Source organism: Halomonas denitrificans, from assembly GCF_003056305.1.
GTDB lineage: Bacteria > Pseudomonadota > Gammaproteobacteria > Pseudomonadales > Halomonadaceae > Halomonas > Halomonas denitrificans.
In genome coordinates this window covers 327621-342932 of record NZ_PYVX01000001.1, presented here as the reverse complement: position 1 = coordinate 342932, position 15312 = coordinate 327621, and the positions used below count along the sequence as shown (strand labels likewise).

The window sequence follows — 15312 nt, the reverse complement described above, 5'->3', positions numbered from 1 at the left end:
ATGATACGCGTGCAGCGGGAGACCTTCGACGCCGGCGCCGAGCAGCGCGCACTCCTCGACGATCGCAGCGATGTCGGGGCGGTGGTGAGCTTCACGGGGCTGGTGCGCGACTTCAACGAGCGCCCCGAGGTCCAGGCCCTGACCCTCGAGCACTACCCGGGGATGACCGAGGCCGCCCTCCAGGCGATCGTCGAGGAGGCCGAGACTCGCTGGCCGCTGCAGGGGGTGACGGTGATTCACCGGATTGGACGCCTGGCCCCTGCGGACCCTATCGTGTTGGTAGTGGTCGCCAGTGCCCATCGACGCGCCGCCTTCGAGGCCTGCGACTTCATCATGGACTATCTCAAGACCCGCGCTCCTTTCTGGAAGAAGGAGCACACGGCCAGCGGGGACTATTGGGTGTCGGAACGCGACGGGGATCATCAAGATGCCCGTCGCTGGGAGTTCTCTTCATGACCGATGAGTTGATCGACGATTTCGGCAGACGGGTGAGCTATGTGCGCATCTCGGTCACCGATCGCTGTGACTTTCGCTGCGTCTACTGCATGAGCGAGGAGATGACCTTCCTCCCGCGGGCCCAGGTGCTGACCCTCGAGGAGCTGGCGACGGTGGCCCGCGCCTTCACCGAACTGGGCGTGGAGAAGATCCGCCTGACCGGGGGCGAGCCCCTGGTGCGTCGCGACATCGATCGGCTGGTCGATGACATCGGCGCGTTGCCCGGTCTCAAGGATTTCGCCATGACCACCAACGGCGCGAGCCTGCCGAAGTTCGCCGGCCGCCTGCGCGATGGCGGCCTCAAGCGGCTCAATATCAGTCTCGATTCGCTGGACCCCGAGCGCTTCCGGCGTCTCACCCGCACCGGCGACCTGCACAAGGTCATCGCGGGCATTCGTGCCGCCCGGGAGGCCGGCTTCGAGCGCATCAAGCTCAACGCGGTGATCCTCAAGGGGCGCAACGACGACGAGGTGATCGACCTGGTCGATTTCGCCCGCGCCGAGGGGCTCGATATCAGCTTCATCGAGGAGATGCCGCTGGGCGATGTCTCCGACCACTCCCGGGCCGAAACCTTCTGCTCGAGCGACGAGGTGCAGGCGCTTATCCAGACGCGCCATGAGCTGATTCCCACCACCGAGTCGACCCCCGGGCCGTCGCGCTACTTCATGATGCCTGACAGCGAATCGCGGGTCGGCTTCATCTCGCCCCACAGCCACAACTTCTGCGACACCTGCAACCGGGTGCGCGTCACGGTGGAGGGGCGCCTGCTGCTCTGCCTCGGCAACGAGCACTCCGTGGACCTGCGCGCTGTCCTGCGTCGCTACCCGGGGGATATCGAGGCCGTGAAGTCGGCCATCGTGCGGGCCATGCCGCTGAAGCCCGAGCGTCATCACTTCACCACCGATGGCGATGTCCAGGTGGTGCGCTTCATGAACATGACCGGCGGCTGAGCCGCTTCGGTAACGCCGGCCGGAGCCGGCAGGTTTTTTTCGGGCGACACTTGGGTGTCGCCCGCTCTGTTTTCTGCCCGCTAATCGCCGCACCGGGTCTCGAATCCTGCTCGTTTGCCGCGGCATATCGGCACGCTTTTTGGCCTCTCAACGCCGCGATTTTCCCGCCATGCTTCTTGCCAATGTGGCATCAGTGCATATACTTTTGACGTGTAACATCCCTTTGCGACATTCCAACATTCGGCATGGAGACCGCCAATGTCCAGCGAAACCCTGGAGCGCATCGCCCGCAACAAGAACGTGGCTCGTGCCGCGGCACGCCAGCTCAGCATGGAGCAGCTGCACAAGCTGGCCGAGGTCATCGGTGAGGTCATCGAGCAGAAGAAGGACGAGGAAATTCAGCGCCAGGAAGAGGAAGCCGAGAAGGCCAGGAAGCTCGCTGAGATCCGCGAGCAGATCAACGAGGCTGGCCTCTCCCTGGATGATCTGGTGACCGAACAGCCCACCCGCAAGCGCGGTCGTCCGCCGAAGAACGCCAGCAAGTCGTGAGTCGGTTTCTGCCGCGCCTTTTCCCGGAGGCGCGGTGATGATTGCCCGATAGCCATCGGGTCGCCATCTCGACGTGCCAGGCGATTGCCCGCCGGCATCGCTCCCACCAGAACTCCCACCATCACCTGTGCGTTACTTGCCCAGCAGCTCCGCTTCCACGGCGAGGATCTGCAGGTGCACTTCCGGCACCCGGTGCAGGTGATCGGCCAGCCAGCCGAGCAGCCGGGGCTGCAGCGCCAGGCGCAGCTCCGCCAGGGAATCCACCTCGATCTCGTCCAGGCAGTCATCCAGCCAGTCGGCGAACGCGGTCTCGTCCATGGGGCTCGCCTGGCTGGCATCGAGCATCAGCCGGCCGATCCGCGTCCAGCCCGCGTCGGTGGCGGCCACCGAGAGGGCGAGGTAGAGGCTCCCGTGGCGGGCGCGCTGCCCGCCGTCATTGCCCCCGAGGCCCGGCAGGGCGGCGACCGCATCCTGGCTGACGATGTGCGGCTGCTGGGGGTGGCGTGCCGTGAGGGAGAGGCCGTCGGCATCCAGGCGTATCAGGTCGCCGTTGGTCGGGATCACCGGAGCCTGGATGCCCAGCGACGCCGCCAGCGACTGGTGGGCCCGTTGGTGGCGGGCCTCGCCGTGCACCGGCAGCAGGTGACGCGGCATTATCCAGCCATAGAAGGTGTTCAGCTCCTCCTGGGCCGGGTGGCCCGAGGCGTGCAGCTCGGGATGATTGTCCTCATCGAAGAGATGCACGCCGAAGTGTCGGAGTCCTGCCTTCAGGCGTTGGATCAGCCGCTCGTTGCCGGGAATCGCCTTGGCCGAGAAGATCACGGTGTCGCCGGCCATCAGCTCGAAGTGGGGATGGCGCCCCCGCGACAGGCGTGACAGCGCCGCCCGGGGCTCGCCCTGGCTGCCGGTGGCGATCACCAGCACCTCCTCGGGCGGCAGGTATCCGAGGTCGGCGACCGGCACCAGCGGCGGCAGGTCGTCCATGTAGCCCAGCTGGCGCGCCACGCCGACCATGCGCTCCATGGAGCGCCCCATCAGGCTGACCCGCCGCCCGCAGCGCTGGGCGGCGCGGCCGATGGCCAGCACCCGGGCGAGGTTGCTGGCGAAGCAGCTGACCACCACACGGCCCTCGCAGCGGGCGATGGTGCGGGCCAGGGCCTCAGCGACCTCGCCTTCGCTTCGCGAGTGGCCGGGCAAGGGGGCGTTGGTGGAGTCGCCCACCACCAGGTCCACCGGCGCGATGGCGCGAAAGGTGGCGGCCGAGATCGGCGGGCCGATCAGCGGCTCGGGGTCGAGCTTCCAGTCGCCGGTGTGCAGCACCCGATGCTCGCCCGCGGCGATCAGCAGCGCGCAGCTCTCGGGGATCGAGTGGGTCAGCGGCAGAAAGCGCAGGGTGAAGGGGCCGGTCTCCAGCGCCTCGCCGGGCTCGATCACCCGGATGGCGTCGGTGGCGAGCCCGCGCTCGACGAACTTGGCCCGCAGCAGGCCCGCCGCCAGCGGCGTGGCGTGGATCGGGCAGCCCCACTTGGGCCACAGCCAGGCGGCGGCGCCGATATGGTCCTCGTGGCCGTGGGTGATGATCAGCGCCCGGGGCCGGATCGACAGTCGCTCGAGGGTGGAGAGGTCGGGGACCTGCAGCGGATTGTCCGGCAGGTCCTGGCGGATCATCATGCCGCAGTCCACGGCGATCCAGTCGTCCTCGCCGCCTGTCTGGCCCGCCTTCCGCTCGCCGAAGCCGTAAAGGCTGAGGTTCATGCCGATCTCGCCGCAGCCCCCCAGCGGCAGGAAGTGCAGCGGCGGGCGGCGGCGGGGACGGATCTGGACGCGGGGCTGTGGCATCGAGGAAGCGTGGGCCTGAAAACGTGTACGAACACTATACGGGATGGCCGCCGCGCCCCACAACGCGACCCTCCGGCGCGGCGGGGATATCGCAGAGCCTTTGACAGCTCGGTAGGTCGAGTTGAGCTGGCGACTAGCCCCGGAGCGCCGGACCGTCGAGGAGGCGCTGTGAACCCTTCCCTGGGCGCTACCGACGCCATCCATGGCGTAGGACCTCCTCTTCGGCTTGTCCCCAGCGCACCATGATTTCGAGAACGGCGATAACCCTGCGCGGCGCAGGTCTATCCGGTCAACGCTGCCAGTTTTTGGACACAGCCTACTCGGGGACGTCCAGGGCGACCTGGGTGGCCAACACCTGGCGCAGGAAGTCCCGCGTGCGGGGATCCTTCGGCGCGCGGAAGAGCTGGTCGGGCGGCCCCTGCTCGACGATGCGCCCGCCCTCCATGAAGATCACCCGGTCCGCCACGTCCCGGGCGAAGCTCATCTCGTGGGTCACCACCAGCATGGTCTGGCGCTCGGTGGCGAGCTGCTTCATCAGGCCAAGCACCTCCTCGACCCATTCCGGGTCCAGCGAGGAGGTCGGCTCGTCGAAGAGGATCACCTCGGCCTGGGCCGCCATGGCGCGGCCGATGCCGACCCGCTGCTGCTGGCCGCCGGAGAGCGAGGCGGGGTAGGCGTCGGCCTTGTCGGCGAGGCCAATGCGCTCGAGGATCTCCCGGGCCCGGGCATGGGCTCGCGCCTTGGGCCAGCGATTGACGACGATCAGCCCCTCGGCGATGTTCTCGAGCGCCGTCTTGTTGGCGAACAGCGCATAGTTCTGGAAGACGAAGGCGGTGCGCCGCCGGGCGGACAGGATGTCGGCGCGGGTCGCGCGGGTGACGTCCACCTCCAGGTCGCCGATGGTCAGCCGGCCGGCGTCCGGGCGCTCGAGGAAGTTGAGGCAGCGCAGCAGCGTCGACTTGCCGGTGCCCGAGGGACCGATGATGACGACGATCTCGCCCTGCTCGATGGCGAGATCGATGCCGTCGAGCACCGGCTGGCCGCCGAAGCGCTTGATGAGTCCTTCTACCTTGATCATCGACGGTATGCCTCGTTGAGCCGGGTTTCCAGGCGCCGCTGGACCCAGGCCAGCAGCTCGACGATTCCCCAGTAGAAGATCGCCACGGTGATGAAGGCCTCGAAGTAGAGGAAGCTGCCGGCAGCCTCCTTCTGGGTCGCGCCCATCAGCTCGGTGACGCCCAGGGTGAAGGCCAGCGAGGTCGCCTTGATCATGTCGATGAAGTAGTTCATCAGCGTGGGCACCGCGACCCGGGTCGCCTGGGGCAGTACGATGCGGCGCATCAGCTGGCCGTTGGTCATGCCGATGGAGAGCGCCGCCTCCGTCTGGCTGCGATCGACCCCGACGATGGCGGCGCGGATCGACTCCGCCATGTAGGCCGAGAAGTGCAGGGTCAGGCCCATGATGGTCGCGGTCACGCCGTTGATCTGGGTCAGGAACGCCAGCAGCTGGGGCAGGCCGTAGTAGAACAGGAACAGCTGCACCAGCAGCGGCGTGCCGCGAAAGAAGGAGATGAACAGCAGGGTGGCGGCGTTGAGGCCCGGGATGCGCAGCACGCGAATCACCGCCAGGCCGCAGGCCAGGATCAGGGCCAGCGCCATGCCCACGGCGGCCATCTGCAGCGTCAGCGGCAGGTAGCGCAGCAGGATGGGCACCAGCCCCAGCATGTAGTCGAGATCGAGCACGGACATGTCAGCCGCTCAGCGCCTCACGGGGTGGTGATGTCGCTGCCGAACCACTGCTCCGAGATCGCGCGCAGCTCGCCGGACTCGCGCAGGGTGGCGAGCGCCGCATTGACCCGGTCGCGCAGGGCGCGGTCTTCCTCGGTGTCGCGGAAGGGCAGGGCATTCCGGATCTCGGAGAAGGGCTGGCCGGCCAGTGCCAGGGGCAGCGGCTTCTCCTTGATCACCTGGCTGGCGCTGACGCGATCCATCACGAAGGCGTCGACACGACCCAGGGCGGTGTCCTGCTCGATGTTGCTCTCGTAGGTGCGGATCTCGATCTCGTCGGCGTAGGGCAGCTCGTTGAGCAGCTGCTCGTAGTTGGAGCCGAGGTTGACGGCAACGGTCTTGCCCTTGAGGTCCTCGACGCCCTGGATCGTCTCGTTGCCGGCCTTCACCACCACCTGGGCGCCGTCGTAGACGTAGGGCTCGGTAAAGGCGTACTTGGCCTCCCGCTCCTCGGTGATGGTGATCTGGTTGGCGATGGTGTCGATGCGGCCGGACTCGAGCATGCCGAACAGGCCCGAGAAGTTCGCCGTGACGAACTCGACCTCCACGCCCATCTCCTCGGCCACCGCCGTGAGCACGTCGACCTCGAAGCCCTGGAGCTCATCCTGCTCGACGAAGGTGAACGGGAAGTAGCCGCCGGACATGCCGACCTTGAGGGCGTGATCGTCGGCCTGGGCCAGGCCGGCGGCGCCGAGCAGGCCGGCGGTGAGGATCGCCAGCGGGGTGCGGGTAATGCGCTTGTGCATGTGAGGGCTCCTGGACATTCGCAATGAGAGAAGGTCCGTCACGGGATCGTGACGTGTTGGGCGCTCACACTAAAGAATAAGAAAGCGTTTTTCCAATAGCCTCTGGTTATTAATATTCAACGCCGCTTACCACTGGCGCTGCCAGCGACTCTCGATGGTCTCGAGCTCCGCGGGCCCGTAGAGCGCCTGCGGCTGGCCGCTGTAGTGGGCCCAGAGCTGGTCGCCGGCATCGAAGTGCCACCACTCGCTCGGCAGGTTGGTGAAGCCCTGCTCCTGCATGGCGCCATACAGCCGGCGCCGGTTGTCGCGGGCCTGTTGCTCGCGCGCATCGGGACGCTCAAGCGCCTCCAGCGCGGCGGTGTGCGAGGCCGGCACGGCCTCGTCGAACAGGGTGCCCATGTCCAGCGCCAGGCCGTCGGCATCGCACAGCGTCACGTCCACGGCGCCGCCGGTGAGGTGCGGGCTCGGCGCGCTCGCCTCTCGACTGGGCACGGAGACGAACTCGCGGGTGCGGGCCAGCAGCGCCTCGTCGTCGAGGGTGGGGTGACGGGAGCGGATCGCCTCCTGCAGGGTATCGAACAGGTACTGCTGCACCCGCCAGGGGCGCCAGCCGTCGAGCACCACCAGCCCGAGGCCCGCCGGCAGCGAGCGGGCCACGGCGATCAGCCGGCGATAGACCCCCTCGCGGACGTAGCACTCGTTGATCGCGCCGGGCACGTCCTGCTTGGCGTAGATCGGGAAGATGCGCAGCGGCGAGGGCGCCAGGCTCAGCGGCACCAGCGGCTCGTCGCTGCCGGCGATGGGGATGCGACTGACCACGGACCAGTCGGGCTCGGCCTGAAGGGCGATGGGGGATGAGAGCGAGCGGTTCACGGCGATCTCCATGGGCTCAACCGAGCTGGGTCGGGAGCCAGAGGGTCAAAGAGGGGAACAGGATCAGCAGCAGCAGCACCAGGATCGCGGTCACCACGAACGGCCAGATGGTGCGAAACAGCGAGGTGATCTCCAGGCGGCTGACCGCGGCGGCGACGAAGACGCAGGCGCCCATGGGCGGCGTGATCAGCGCGATGGTGATGTTCAGGGTGATGATGATGCCGAGATGCACCGGGTCGATGCCGGCCATGATCGCCACCGGCGAAAAGATCGGCGTCAGCAGCATCAGCGCCGAGACCTCCTCCATGAACATCCCGGTGACGAAGGTGATCAGGCTCAGCATCAGCAGGATCACCACCGGCTGCTCGATGTAGGGAGCCAGCAGCGCGACGAACTCATTGGGCACCTGCGCATAGGAGAGCAGCCAGCTGATGGTCGCCGAGGCGGCCATGATCAGGAAGATGGCCGAGGTGAGCCGGGTTGTGTCGACGATGGCCTTCCAGAACTCCGCGAGGCGCAGGTTGCCCTGGGCCAGGCCGCACAGCGCCACGTAGAGCGCCGTCAGGGCGCCGGATTCGGTGGGCGTCACGATGCCCATGACGATCCCGGCGACGATGATGAAGGGTGCCACCAGGGCGGGCAGGGCGCCCAGGGCCGTGACAGCCAGCTCGCGTGGCGAGGGCAGCCCACCACGCTTCTCGAGCCCCTTGTGCCAGGCGTACCAGGCGTTCATGGCCATGAAGGCGACGCCCAGCAGGAGGCCGGGAATGACGCCGGCGAGGAACAGGTCGCCCACCGAGGTGTTGGTCAGCGAGGCGTAGAGGATCATGAAGATGCTCGGCGGGATGATCGGCCCGATCAGCGAGCTGCCTGCGGTGAGCCCGGCGGCGAAGGCGGTGGAGTAGCCCTCCTTGCGCATCGGCGGCACCAGCAACGAACCGAGCGCCGAGGTGTCGGCGACCGCCGAGCCGTTAACGCCGGCGAAGAAGACGCTGGAGACCACGTTGACATGACCCATGCCGCCGCGCAGGTGGCCGACCAGCAGCCTGGCGAAGGCCATCAGCCGATCCGTGAGTCGCGTCACGTTCATCAGGTTGCCGGCCAGGATGAACAGCGGGATGGCCATCAGCGAGAAGGCGTTGATGCCGCCGAAGAACTGCTGGGGCATCATGCGCGGGATCATGGCGGGGTCGACGAACAGAAAGCCCACCACCGCCGTGACGAGCAGCGAGATGAAGAGCGGGAAGCCCAGCAGGACGTGGGCGAGGAACACCGCCAGCATGGTCAGGGTCATGTCGGTTCTTCCGTGAGCGTTTTCAGGGGCGCCGGGCCATGACACAGGGCCTGCCAGGCCAGCAGGGCGAAGCCGATCGGCAGGGAGAGCATGGGCCAGGTGCGGCTGATGCCGAGGCCCTGGCTGGTGAACATCGAGACCGACTGGGCGTAGCGATAGCTGACGATCGTCGCCGCGATGGCCAGGCACAGGGTGAGCAGCCACTGGTAGAGGTTGAGCAGGCGGCAGAGCCGGGCCGGCAGCAGGCGCTCGATCAGGGCGATGCGCATGTGGCCGCCCTCCACCCACACCGCGCCGGCGGCGAGCAGCACGCTGCCGATGATCAGGAAACGGGCCAGCTCGTCGGTCCAGATCGGGGCGCCGCCGGCCAGGTAGCGCATGAAGACGCCGAAGAGGATGACCGCGAGGTCGATCAGCAGCAGGCTGCTGGCCACCGTCAGCGACACGGACCGGCTGATGGCCGGTACGCGAGGGTTCAAGAACGCCATAGGGGGAGATTCCGTGAGCTGTCATGGGGCAGGGGACTGGCCCCTGCCCGAACGGCTGAAGATCGCGAGGCGGGTGTCGCTTATTCGGCCAGGTGGGTCATGCCGGCGTCGTCGAGCGCCATGTCGATATAGGCGCGATCGATGCCCTGCTCGCCGAGCCACTCCAGGTAGGCCGGCTGGCCCTGCTCGCGGAAGGCCGCGAGTTCCTGCTCGGAGGGACGAATCACCTCCATGCCCTGCTCCTCGAGGAAGGCGATGCGCTCGTCGACGCGGCCGGCGTTGCGCTCGCGCGCCATCTCGTTGGCCTCGTCGACCGCCTCCAGGAAGGCCTGGCGCATCGACTCGTCCCAGCCGTCGATCATGGCGCCGTTGCCGACCAGGAACTGGTCCGAGTACTGGATGTTGGCCAGGGTCAGGTAGTCCTGTACCTCGTAGAGGCTGCCGAGGATGATGTACATCGGCGGGTTCATCTGGCCGTCGGCGACGCCGGTCTTGAGCGCCATGTAGACCTCGGTCCAGGGGATCGGCGTGCCGGAGGCGCCGAAGGCCTCGTAGAGGGCGACCTGGCTCGGGTCCATGGCGCGAAAGCGCAGCCCCTCGAAGTCGTCGGGCGAGGAGATCGGCTTCTCGTCATTGGTGAAGGCCAGGAAGCCGCCTTCCTCGACCACCGCCAGCAGCTCGAGGCCGGCGCGCTCGCGCAGGTCGCCCTCGACGGCCTGCCAGTAGTCGCCCTCGTCGAAGAAGGTGCGGGCCGAGTCGAAGTCCTCGAAGAGGAAGGGGATGGCGCTGACGAAGATCTCCGGGACCAGCGGCGACATGCCGGCGAAGGAGGCGATGTTCAGGCTGGGGCTGTTCATCGTCTGCTCCATGCGCTCCTGCTCCTCGCCCAGCATGCTGTTGGGGTAGAGCGTGAGCTCGAGCTCACCGTCGGTCTTCTCCTCGACCAGCTCCTTGAGGTGGGTGGCGAAGACGTGCACGGCGTTCTTGTCGGCATCCGGGGCGCCGTTGTAGCTCAGGTTGACGGTCGTGGCGGCCTGGGCCTGGCCGGCCAGGGTGCCGGCGGCGAGCACGGCGGCGGCCAGGGAGGAGAGCGCGAAGGGACGGGTGCGGTTCATGCGAGGGCTCCGGGTTCTTGTTGGTGATGTTGTTGGCGATGTCGCGGCCTGTCGGGCGACTCATCGGCAGACTATGCGTTGATGCGTTGACTAATCAAACCGCTGAGTGTTGGTTTTTCGACAACGCTCGGCCTCCAGCAGCCGAGGGGCGTCGGCGTTGAAGAAGCGCATGCCCCGGCAGAGATGCTCGAGGCAGGCGTTGGCGGCCACGGTGAGCTCGCGCCCGGTGAGGCTCACGATCTGCGCGCGGGCGTCGCTGAGCACGCGATGGGCCATGGGCAGCACGGTGATATCGCCCTGGCGTACCTCCTCGGCCACGGTCAGCTCGGGCATGAAGGTGATCCCCGTGCCCCAGCGCACGAAGTTCTTGAGCACGGCCACCGAGTTGGTATGCAGGCGAGCCTGCAGATGCACCCGCTCCTGATGGGCCACGGCGTTGACCATCTGGCGCATGCCGAAGGGGTTGTCGATCAGGCCGACAGGCCAGCCCACCAGGTCCTGCAGCCGCGCCGGGCGCCCGAGGGCGGCCAGGGGATGGTCGACGGGCACGATCAGGTCGAGGGGCTGGCGCGTCTCGACATGGCAGGTCAGCAGCGGGTCGACCGGCGGGGCGTAGAGCAGGGCGAGCTCCACCTCGCGGTCCTTGACCAGCGCCATGGCCTCGTTGACCCCGGCCATCACCACCTCCAGCTCGATCCCCGGATAGGCGTTCATGAAGGACTGCAGGGGGGCCGCGATCAGATCGCCGATGAAGCCCTCGCCCACCGCGATGCGCACCTGCCCGCTGACCAGCCCCTGAAGGGCCGACAGGCGCGAGATCACGGCGTCCTCCGCCGCCTGCTGGCGGTGGTGGTGATCCACGAGCAGGCGACCCGCCTCGGTCACCTTGATGCCGCCGGCATGGCGCTCCAGCAGCCGGGTGTCGAGGTGCTCCTCGAGGTGGCGGATCTGGCGGCTGATGGCCGAGACGTCGACGTCGAGGTGGGTGGCCGCCTTGCGCAGCGAGCCGCGACGTATCACCTCGCTCAGGTAGGAGAGGGCCCGCGTATTGAGCATCGCCGCTAGTGCCTCGTCTGGTTCAGGGAAGGGTCGCGATGCGACCGCGGACAGCTTACCCCACGGCCGGCGCCTCGGCAGCCCGGGCGTGCCCGAAGCCCCTGTTTTGGCTACACTGTTGCTCCCAGTCACTGCCGCAACGCGGGATCATTCGATGTCACACTACTACCGCCTGGTGGTCTCCTGTCCGGACCGTCTGGGCATCGTCGCCAGGGTCTCCAACTTCATCGCCGGGCACGGCGGCTCGATCACCGAGGCGAGCCAGCACTCCGACCTGGAGGGCGGTCGCTTCTTCATGCGCTACGAGATCCTGGCCGACTCGGTGGGCATGCCGCCGGAGGCGCTGCGCGAGGCGTTCGCGCCGATCGCCGAGGAGTTCGACATGACCTGGGCGCTCACCGACACCCGCCAGCGGCGGCGCGTGGTGCTGATGGTGTCGCGGGAGACCCACTGCCTGGTGGACCTGCTCTACCGCTGGACGGCGGGCGAGCTCGACTGCGACATCGCCGGGGTGATCTCCAACCACGAGGACATGCGCGGCCTGGTGGAGTGGCACGGCATTCCCTACCACCACGTGCCGGTCAAGGCCGACGACAAGCCGACCGCCTTCGCCGAGGTCGAGCGGCTGGTCGAGGAGGCGCGCGCCGACTGCGTGGTGCTGGCCCGCTACATGCAGATCATGCCGCCGGCGCTCTGCGAGCACTTCCGGGGCCGCATGATCAACATCCACCACAGCTTCCTGCCGTCGTTCGCCGGCGCCCGGCCTTACCACCAGGCGCACCAGCGCGGCGTGAAGCTGATCGGCGCCACCTGCCACTACGTCACCGAGGAACTCGATGCCGGCCCGATCATCGAGCAGGACATCCATCGGGTCAGCCACTGCCACACGCCCCAGGACCTGGTGCGCTTCGGCCGCGACGTGGAGAAGGCGGTGCTGGCCCGCGGCCTGCGCTGGCACCTGGAGGATCGGGTGCTGATTCACGGCAACAAGACCGTGGTCTTCGCGTGACGGCCGGGCCGACGATCGCGAAGTGAAGCGGAGGGTGAATAGCAGGTGAAGCGCGAGGTGAGTGGCGCGAACCAGAGGGAGTCGAGATGACGCTTGCCGAACCGGTGCTCGCCCCCTGGCTGTTGTGGCTGTGCGGCCTGGTCTCGCTGGCCGTGGTTGGCCTGGCGCTGAGCCGGCGGCCCTGGGCGGCGCTGATCGCCGATACCGCCCTGCAGCACCGCTGGCTGGCCGCGACCGTCATGGTGATGCTGCTCTGGCAGCTGCGCGCCCAGGCCGTGGACTGGCTGACCCTGCACCTGATGTTCACCGCGCTGCTGACGCTGATCTTCAAGGCGCCGCTGGCGCTGCTTTCGATCACCGCCATCAACGTGGCGATGGTGCTGCTGGGGCGCATCGACTGGCCGCTGCTCGGCGTCAACGTGGTGATCACCGGGGTGGTGCCGGCGCTGGTGATGGGCATCGTCTGGCGGCTGGTCGACCGCCGCCTGCCCGATAACCTGATGGTCTTCCTGTTCGTCTGTGGCTTCTTCGGCTCGGCGCTCGCCACCCTGGCCGCCGGCCTCACCGCCGTGGGGCTGATGGCGCTGGGGGCCAGTGACGCCGAGGCGCTGCGCCAGGCGCTCGAGTACGCCCGCTTCCTGCCGCTGCTGATGCCCTCCGAGGCCTTCATCACCGGCATGCTGCTGAGCATCCTGCTCGTCTACCACCCTGGCTGGGTCGCCACCTTCAACGACCACCGCTATATCGATACGAAGTAAGCCGCAAGCGGCCAAGCTGCCTAGCGCCAAGGATTACCACCAGTTCATTCACGGAACCGGTTCATGAGCCCGTAGAGCATCCGAGAAATCTCACGTGTCTCTTCGGCCCAACGCTGGCCTGACGACTTCTCGATGTAGCCAATCTCGATGCCGATGTAGATCTGGGTTCTAAGCTCGGCACAGGAACCTTTGGCATAGCTGAAGAACTTGACGCGATCCTTGTCGCCATCTCGTTCATAGCCTTCTGCAATATTGCTGGCGATCGATAGGGCGGATCGGGTGATCTGGTCCTTGAACCCGAAGTCTCTCGATTGGCTGAACGACTGGTAAACCTCTGAGCAAAGCCTTGCTGAGCGTTTCCATACTTGGAGATCCTCGAATCGCATCCCTGCCTCCCTTGCAATTCCCTAATGCTTTCAACATAGCACTAGCAGCCTGCCTGGTCGGATCTCGGCATGTATCTTGGCTGCTCGGTGCTTGGCTGCTTGGAGCTTATAACGGCAGCGTGAGCTGCTGGCGCGCATCTTCCGGCAGCAGGCGCACCCCGACGCCGAGCAGGCGCACCGGACGGCTGGCGCGGGCCCAGGCCTGCTCCAGCAGTCGGGTGTAACTCTCGGGTTCGGGGGTGAGTCCGCGGCTCTCCAGGGTGGTCAGACTGAAGTCGTCGAAGCGCACCTTGACGAAGAGCCCGGCCAGGGGCGGGTGGCCGTGACGCTCCAGGCGGCCCTTTAGCCGCTCGCAGAGCGGCACGAGTGCGTCTCGGGCGCTGGCCAGGTCCGGCAGGTCGCGATCGAAGGTGGTCTCCACGCTCACCGACTTGCGTTCGCGCTCGACCCGCACCGGCCGCTCGTCGATGCCCCGGGCGAGTTCAAAAAGCCGGCGGCCGAACTTGCCGAACTCCTCGATCAGCCGCTCGATGGGCAGTTCTCGCAGCTCGACGCAGGTGGTGATGCCCATGGCGTCGAGCCGGGCGCCGGTGGCGGGGCCCACGCCGTGGAGCTTCTTGACCGGCAGCTCGCGCACGAAGGCGTCGACCCGCTCCGGCGGGATCACCGTCAGGCCGTCGGGCTTCTCCCAGTCGCTGGCGATCTTGGCCAGGAACTTGGAGGAGGCCGCGCCGACCGAGACGGTGATGCCGGTGCGACGGTAGCACTCCTCCTTTATCCAGCGTGCCATCCAGGTGGCGCTGCCGCGAAAGCCCTCGACCGCGGTGACGTCGAGGAAGGCCTCGTCCAGGGAGAGCGGCTCGACCAGCGGGGTCAGCTCATGGAAGACTGCCTGCATCTGCGCCGACACCTCTCGATACTTCTCGAAGTGGCCGGGCAGCAGGGTGAGGTGGGGACAGAGGCGCAGCGCCCGGGCGGTGGGCATCGCCGAGTGGATGCCGTACTCCCGGGCGGGGTAGTTGCAGGTGGCGATCACCCCACGGCGCTCCCGTGAGCCGCCGATGGCCAGCGGGATGTCGCGCAGGCTCGGGTCGTCGCGCATCTCCACCGCCGCGAAGAAGCAGTCGCAGTCAACGTGGAGGATCTTGCGCAGCTCGCTCATGGGATCGACAGGATGCGGGTCGGGCCCGCATCGCCTCGTGCCCTGGGGTTAGCCCAGCGCCTGGCCGTTGCCGCCGCGGATGACGCCCACCCCGACGCCCTCGATCTCGAGCGCATCGTGGCGCAGGTCCACCTCGATGGGGGCGAAGTCCGGGTTCTCGGCCTCTAGGGTGACCACGTGCCCCTGGCGGTGGAAGCGCTTGACGGTCACCTCGTCCTCGAGACGTGCCACCACGATCTGGCCGTCGCGGATACGCTCGGTGCGATGCACGGCCAGCAGGTCGCCCTCGAGGATGCCGACGTCCTTCATGGAGAGGCCGCGCACCCGCAGCAGGTAGTCGGCGCGGGGGGTGAAGTACTCCGGGGGGAGCGGGCAGTAGCGGTCGATATGCTCGGCGGCGAGGATCGGGCTGCCGGCGGCGACCTCGCCGATGATCGGCAGGCCTTGGGCGGGCGGTTCTTCCAGGGGCTGCTCGCCGTGGGCCTCGGGCTCCTGGGCCGGCAGGCGGATGCCCCGTGAGGTGCCACGGATCACGCGGATCGCGCCCTTGCGCTCCAGGGCGCGCAGATGCTCCTCGGCGGCATTGGCCGACTTGAAGCCGAGCGCCCGGGAGATCTCCGCGCGGGTCGGCGGATAGCCCAGCTCGTTCATGGTCTTGACGATGAAATCGAGCACGTTCTGTTGCCGAGCGGTAAGGGAGCGGCTCATGGGACCTCCGGGGTCTGTAACCGTGGGGGACGATGCCATCGTCACGCGTCTGGTCAAGTATACAGCATGTCTTTACATCCAGTAAAAGCATGTGCG

17 protein-coding genes are annotated in these 15312 nt (G+C 67.5%); 5 read left to right on the top strand and 12 right to left on the bottom strand.

Annotated elements, in window-relative coordinates:
* From moaE to C9F13_RS01510, 3 genes are all read left to right on the top strand, one after another.
* A complete protein-coding gene (gene moaE, locus C9F13_RS01520) occupies window positions 1-456 on the top strand; it encodes a molybdopterin synthase catalytic subunit MoaE (protein ID WP_108444474.1) in 456 nt (151 codons plus the stop codon).
* Window positions 453-1445, top strand: coding sequence for a GTP 3',8-cyclase MoaA (gene moaA / locus C9F13_RS01515; protein ID WP_108444473.1), 993 nt, complete (start codon window positions 453-455; stop codon window positions 1443-1445). Before moaE ends, moaA begins: the two co-directional genes overlap by 4 nt.
* Window positions 1446-1703: 258 nt before the next feature.
* Entirely contained in the window at window positions 1704-1994 is a 291-nt protein-coding gene (locus tag C9F13_RS01510; RefSeq protein WP_108444472.1) for an H-NS family histone-like protein, read from the top strand.
* A gap of 132 nt (window positions 1995-2126) precedes the next feature.
* Here the strand turns inward: C9F13_RS01510 and C9F13_RS01505 are convergent, their stop codons facing one another.
* From C9F13_RS01505 to C9F13_RS01465, 9 genes are all read right to left on the bottom strand, one after another.
* Entirely contained in the window at window positions 2127-3749 is a 1623-nt protein-coding gene (locus C9F13_RS01505; protein ID WP_108445311.1) for a ribonuclease J, read from the bottom strand.
* Window positions 3750-4149: 400 nt separating this feature from the next.
* A complete protein-coding gene (locus C9F13_RS01500) occupies window positions 4150-4911 on the bottom strand; it encodes an amino acid ABC transporter ATP-binding protein (RefSeq protein WP_108444471.1) in 762 nt (253 codons plus the stop codon).
* Window positions 4908-5582, bottom strand: a complete 675-nt coding sequence (locus C9F13_RS01495) for an amino acid ABC transporter permease (protein WP_108444470.1) — start codon at window positions 5580-5582, stop codon at window positions 4908-4910. The genes C9F13_RS01500 and C9F13_RS01495 overlap by 4 nt, the downstream gene beginning before the upstream one ends.
* A gap of 17 nt (window positions 5583-5599) precedes the next feature.
* Complete coding sequence (locus C9F13_RS01490; protein ID WP_245888678.1) at window positions 5600-6367, bottom strand: amino acid ABC transporter substrate-binding protein; 768 nt, start codon at window positions 6365-6367, stop codon at window positions 5600-5602.
* A gap of 126 nt (window positions 6368-6493) precedes the next feature.
* Window positions 6494-7240, bottom strand: coding sequence for a M15 family metallopeptidase (locus tag C9F13_RS01485; protein WP_245888677.1), 747 nt, complete (start codon window positions 7238-7240; stop codon window positions 6494-6496).
* Between the two features lie 16 nt (window positions 7241-7256).
* Entirely contained in the window at window positions 7257-8534 is a 1278-nt protein-coding gene (locus C9F13_RS01480) for a TRAP transporter large permease (RefSeq protein ID WP_108444467.1), read from the bottom strand.
* Window positions 8531-9022 carry a TRAP transporter small permease gene (locus tag C9F13_RS01475; RefSeq protein WP_108444466.1) on the bottom strand — a complete coding sequence of 164 codons (492 nt, stop codon included), beginning with the start codon at window positions 9020-9022 and terminating at the stop codon, window positions 8531-8533. Before C9F13_RS01475 ends, C9F13_RS01480 begins: the two co-directional genes overlap by 4 nt.
* Window positions 9023-9102: 80 nt before the next feature.
* Window positions 9103-10137: a TRAP transporter substrate-binding protein DctP gene (gene dctP / locus C9F13_RS01470; protein WP_108444465.1), complete on the bottom strand. Its 1035-nt coding sequence runs from the start codon at window positions 10135-10137 to the stop codon at window positions 9103-9105.
* 90 nt (window positions 10138-10227) lie between these two features.
* A complete protein-coding gene (locus C9F13_RS01465) occupies window positions 10228-11193 on the bottom strand; it encodes a LysR family transcriptional regulator (protein ID WP_108444464.1) in 966 nt (321 codons plus the stop codon).
* A 154-nt stretch (window positions 11194-11347) separates the two neighbouring features.
* On the opposite strand from C9F13_RS01465, the gene purU reads away from it, so the two are divergent.
* The gene (gene purU / locus C9F13_RS01460; RefSeq protein ID WP_108444463.1) at window positions 11348-12202 is read left to right on the top strand and encodes a formyltetrahydrofolate deformylase; all 855 of its coding nucleotides are present in this window, start codon (window positions 11348-11350) and stop codon (window positions 12200-12202) included.
* Between the two features lie 86 nt (window positions 12203-12288).
* The gene (locus tag C9F13_RS01455) at window positions 12289-12960 is read left to right on the top strand and encodes an energy-coupling factor ABC transporter permease (protein WP_108444462.1); all 672 of its coding nucleotides are present in this window, start codon (window positions 12289-12291) and stop codon (window positions 12958-12960) included.
* A gap of 44 nt (window positions 12961-13004) precedes the next feature.
* Here the strand turns inward: C9F13_RS01455 and C9F13_RS01450 are convergent, their stop codons facing one another.
* The 3 genes from C9F13_RS01450 to lexA form a co-directional block, all read right to left on the bottom strand.
* Window positions 13005-13346, bottom strand: coding sequence for a four helix bundle protein (locus C9F13_RS01450; RefSeq protein WP_108444461.1), 342 nt, complete (start codon window positions 13344-13346; stop codon window positions 13005-13007).
* 106 nt (window positions 13347-13452) lie between these two features.
* Entirely contained in the window at window positions 13453-14499 is a 1047-nt protein-coding gene (gene dinB / locus C9F13_RS01445; protein ID WP_108445310.1) for a DNA polymerase IV, read from the bottom strand.
* Between the two features lie 57 nt (window positions 14500-14556).
* The gene (lexA, locus tag C9F13_RS01440; protein ID WP_108444460.1) at window positions 14557-15216 is read right to left on the bottom strand and encodes a transcriptional repressor LexA; all 660 of its coding nucleotides are present in this window, start codon (window positions 15214-15216) and stop codon (window positions 14557-14559) included.
* Window positions 15217-15312 lie beyond the last annotated feature (96 nt).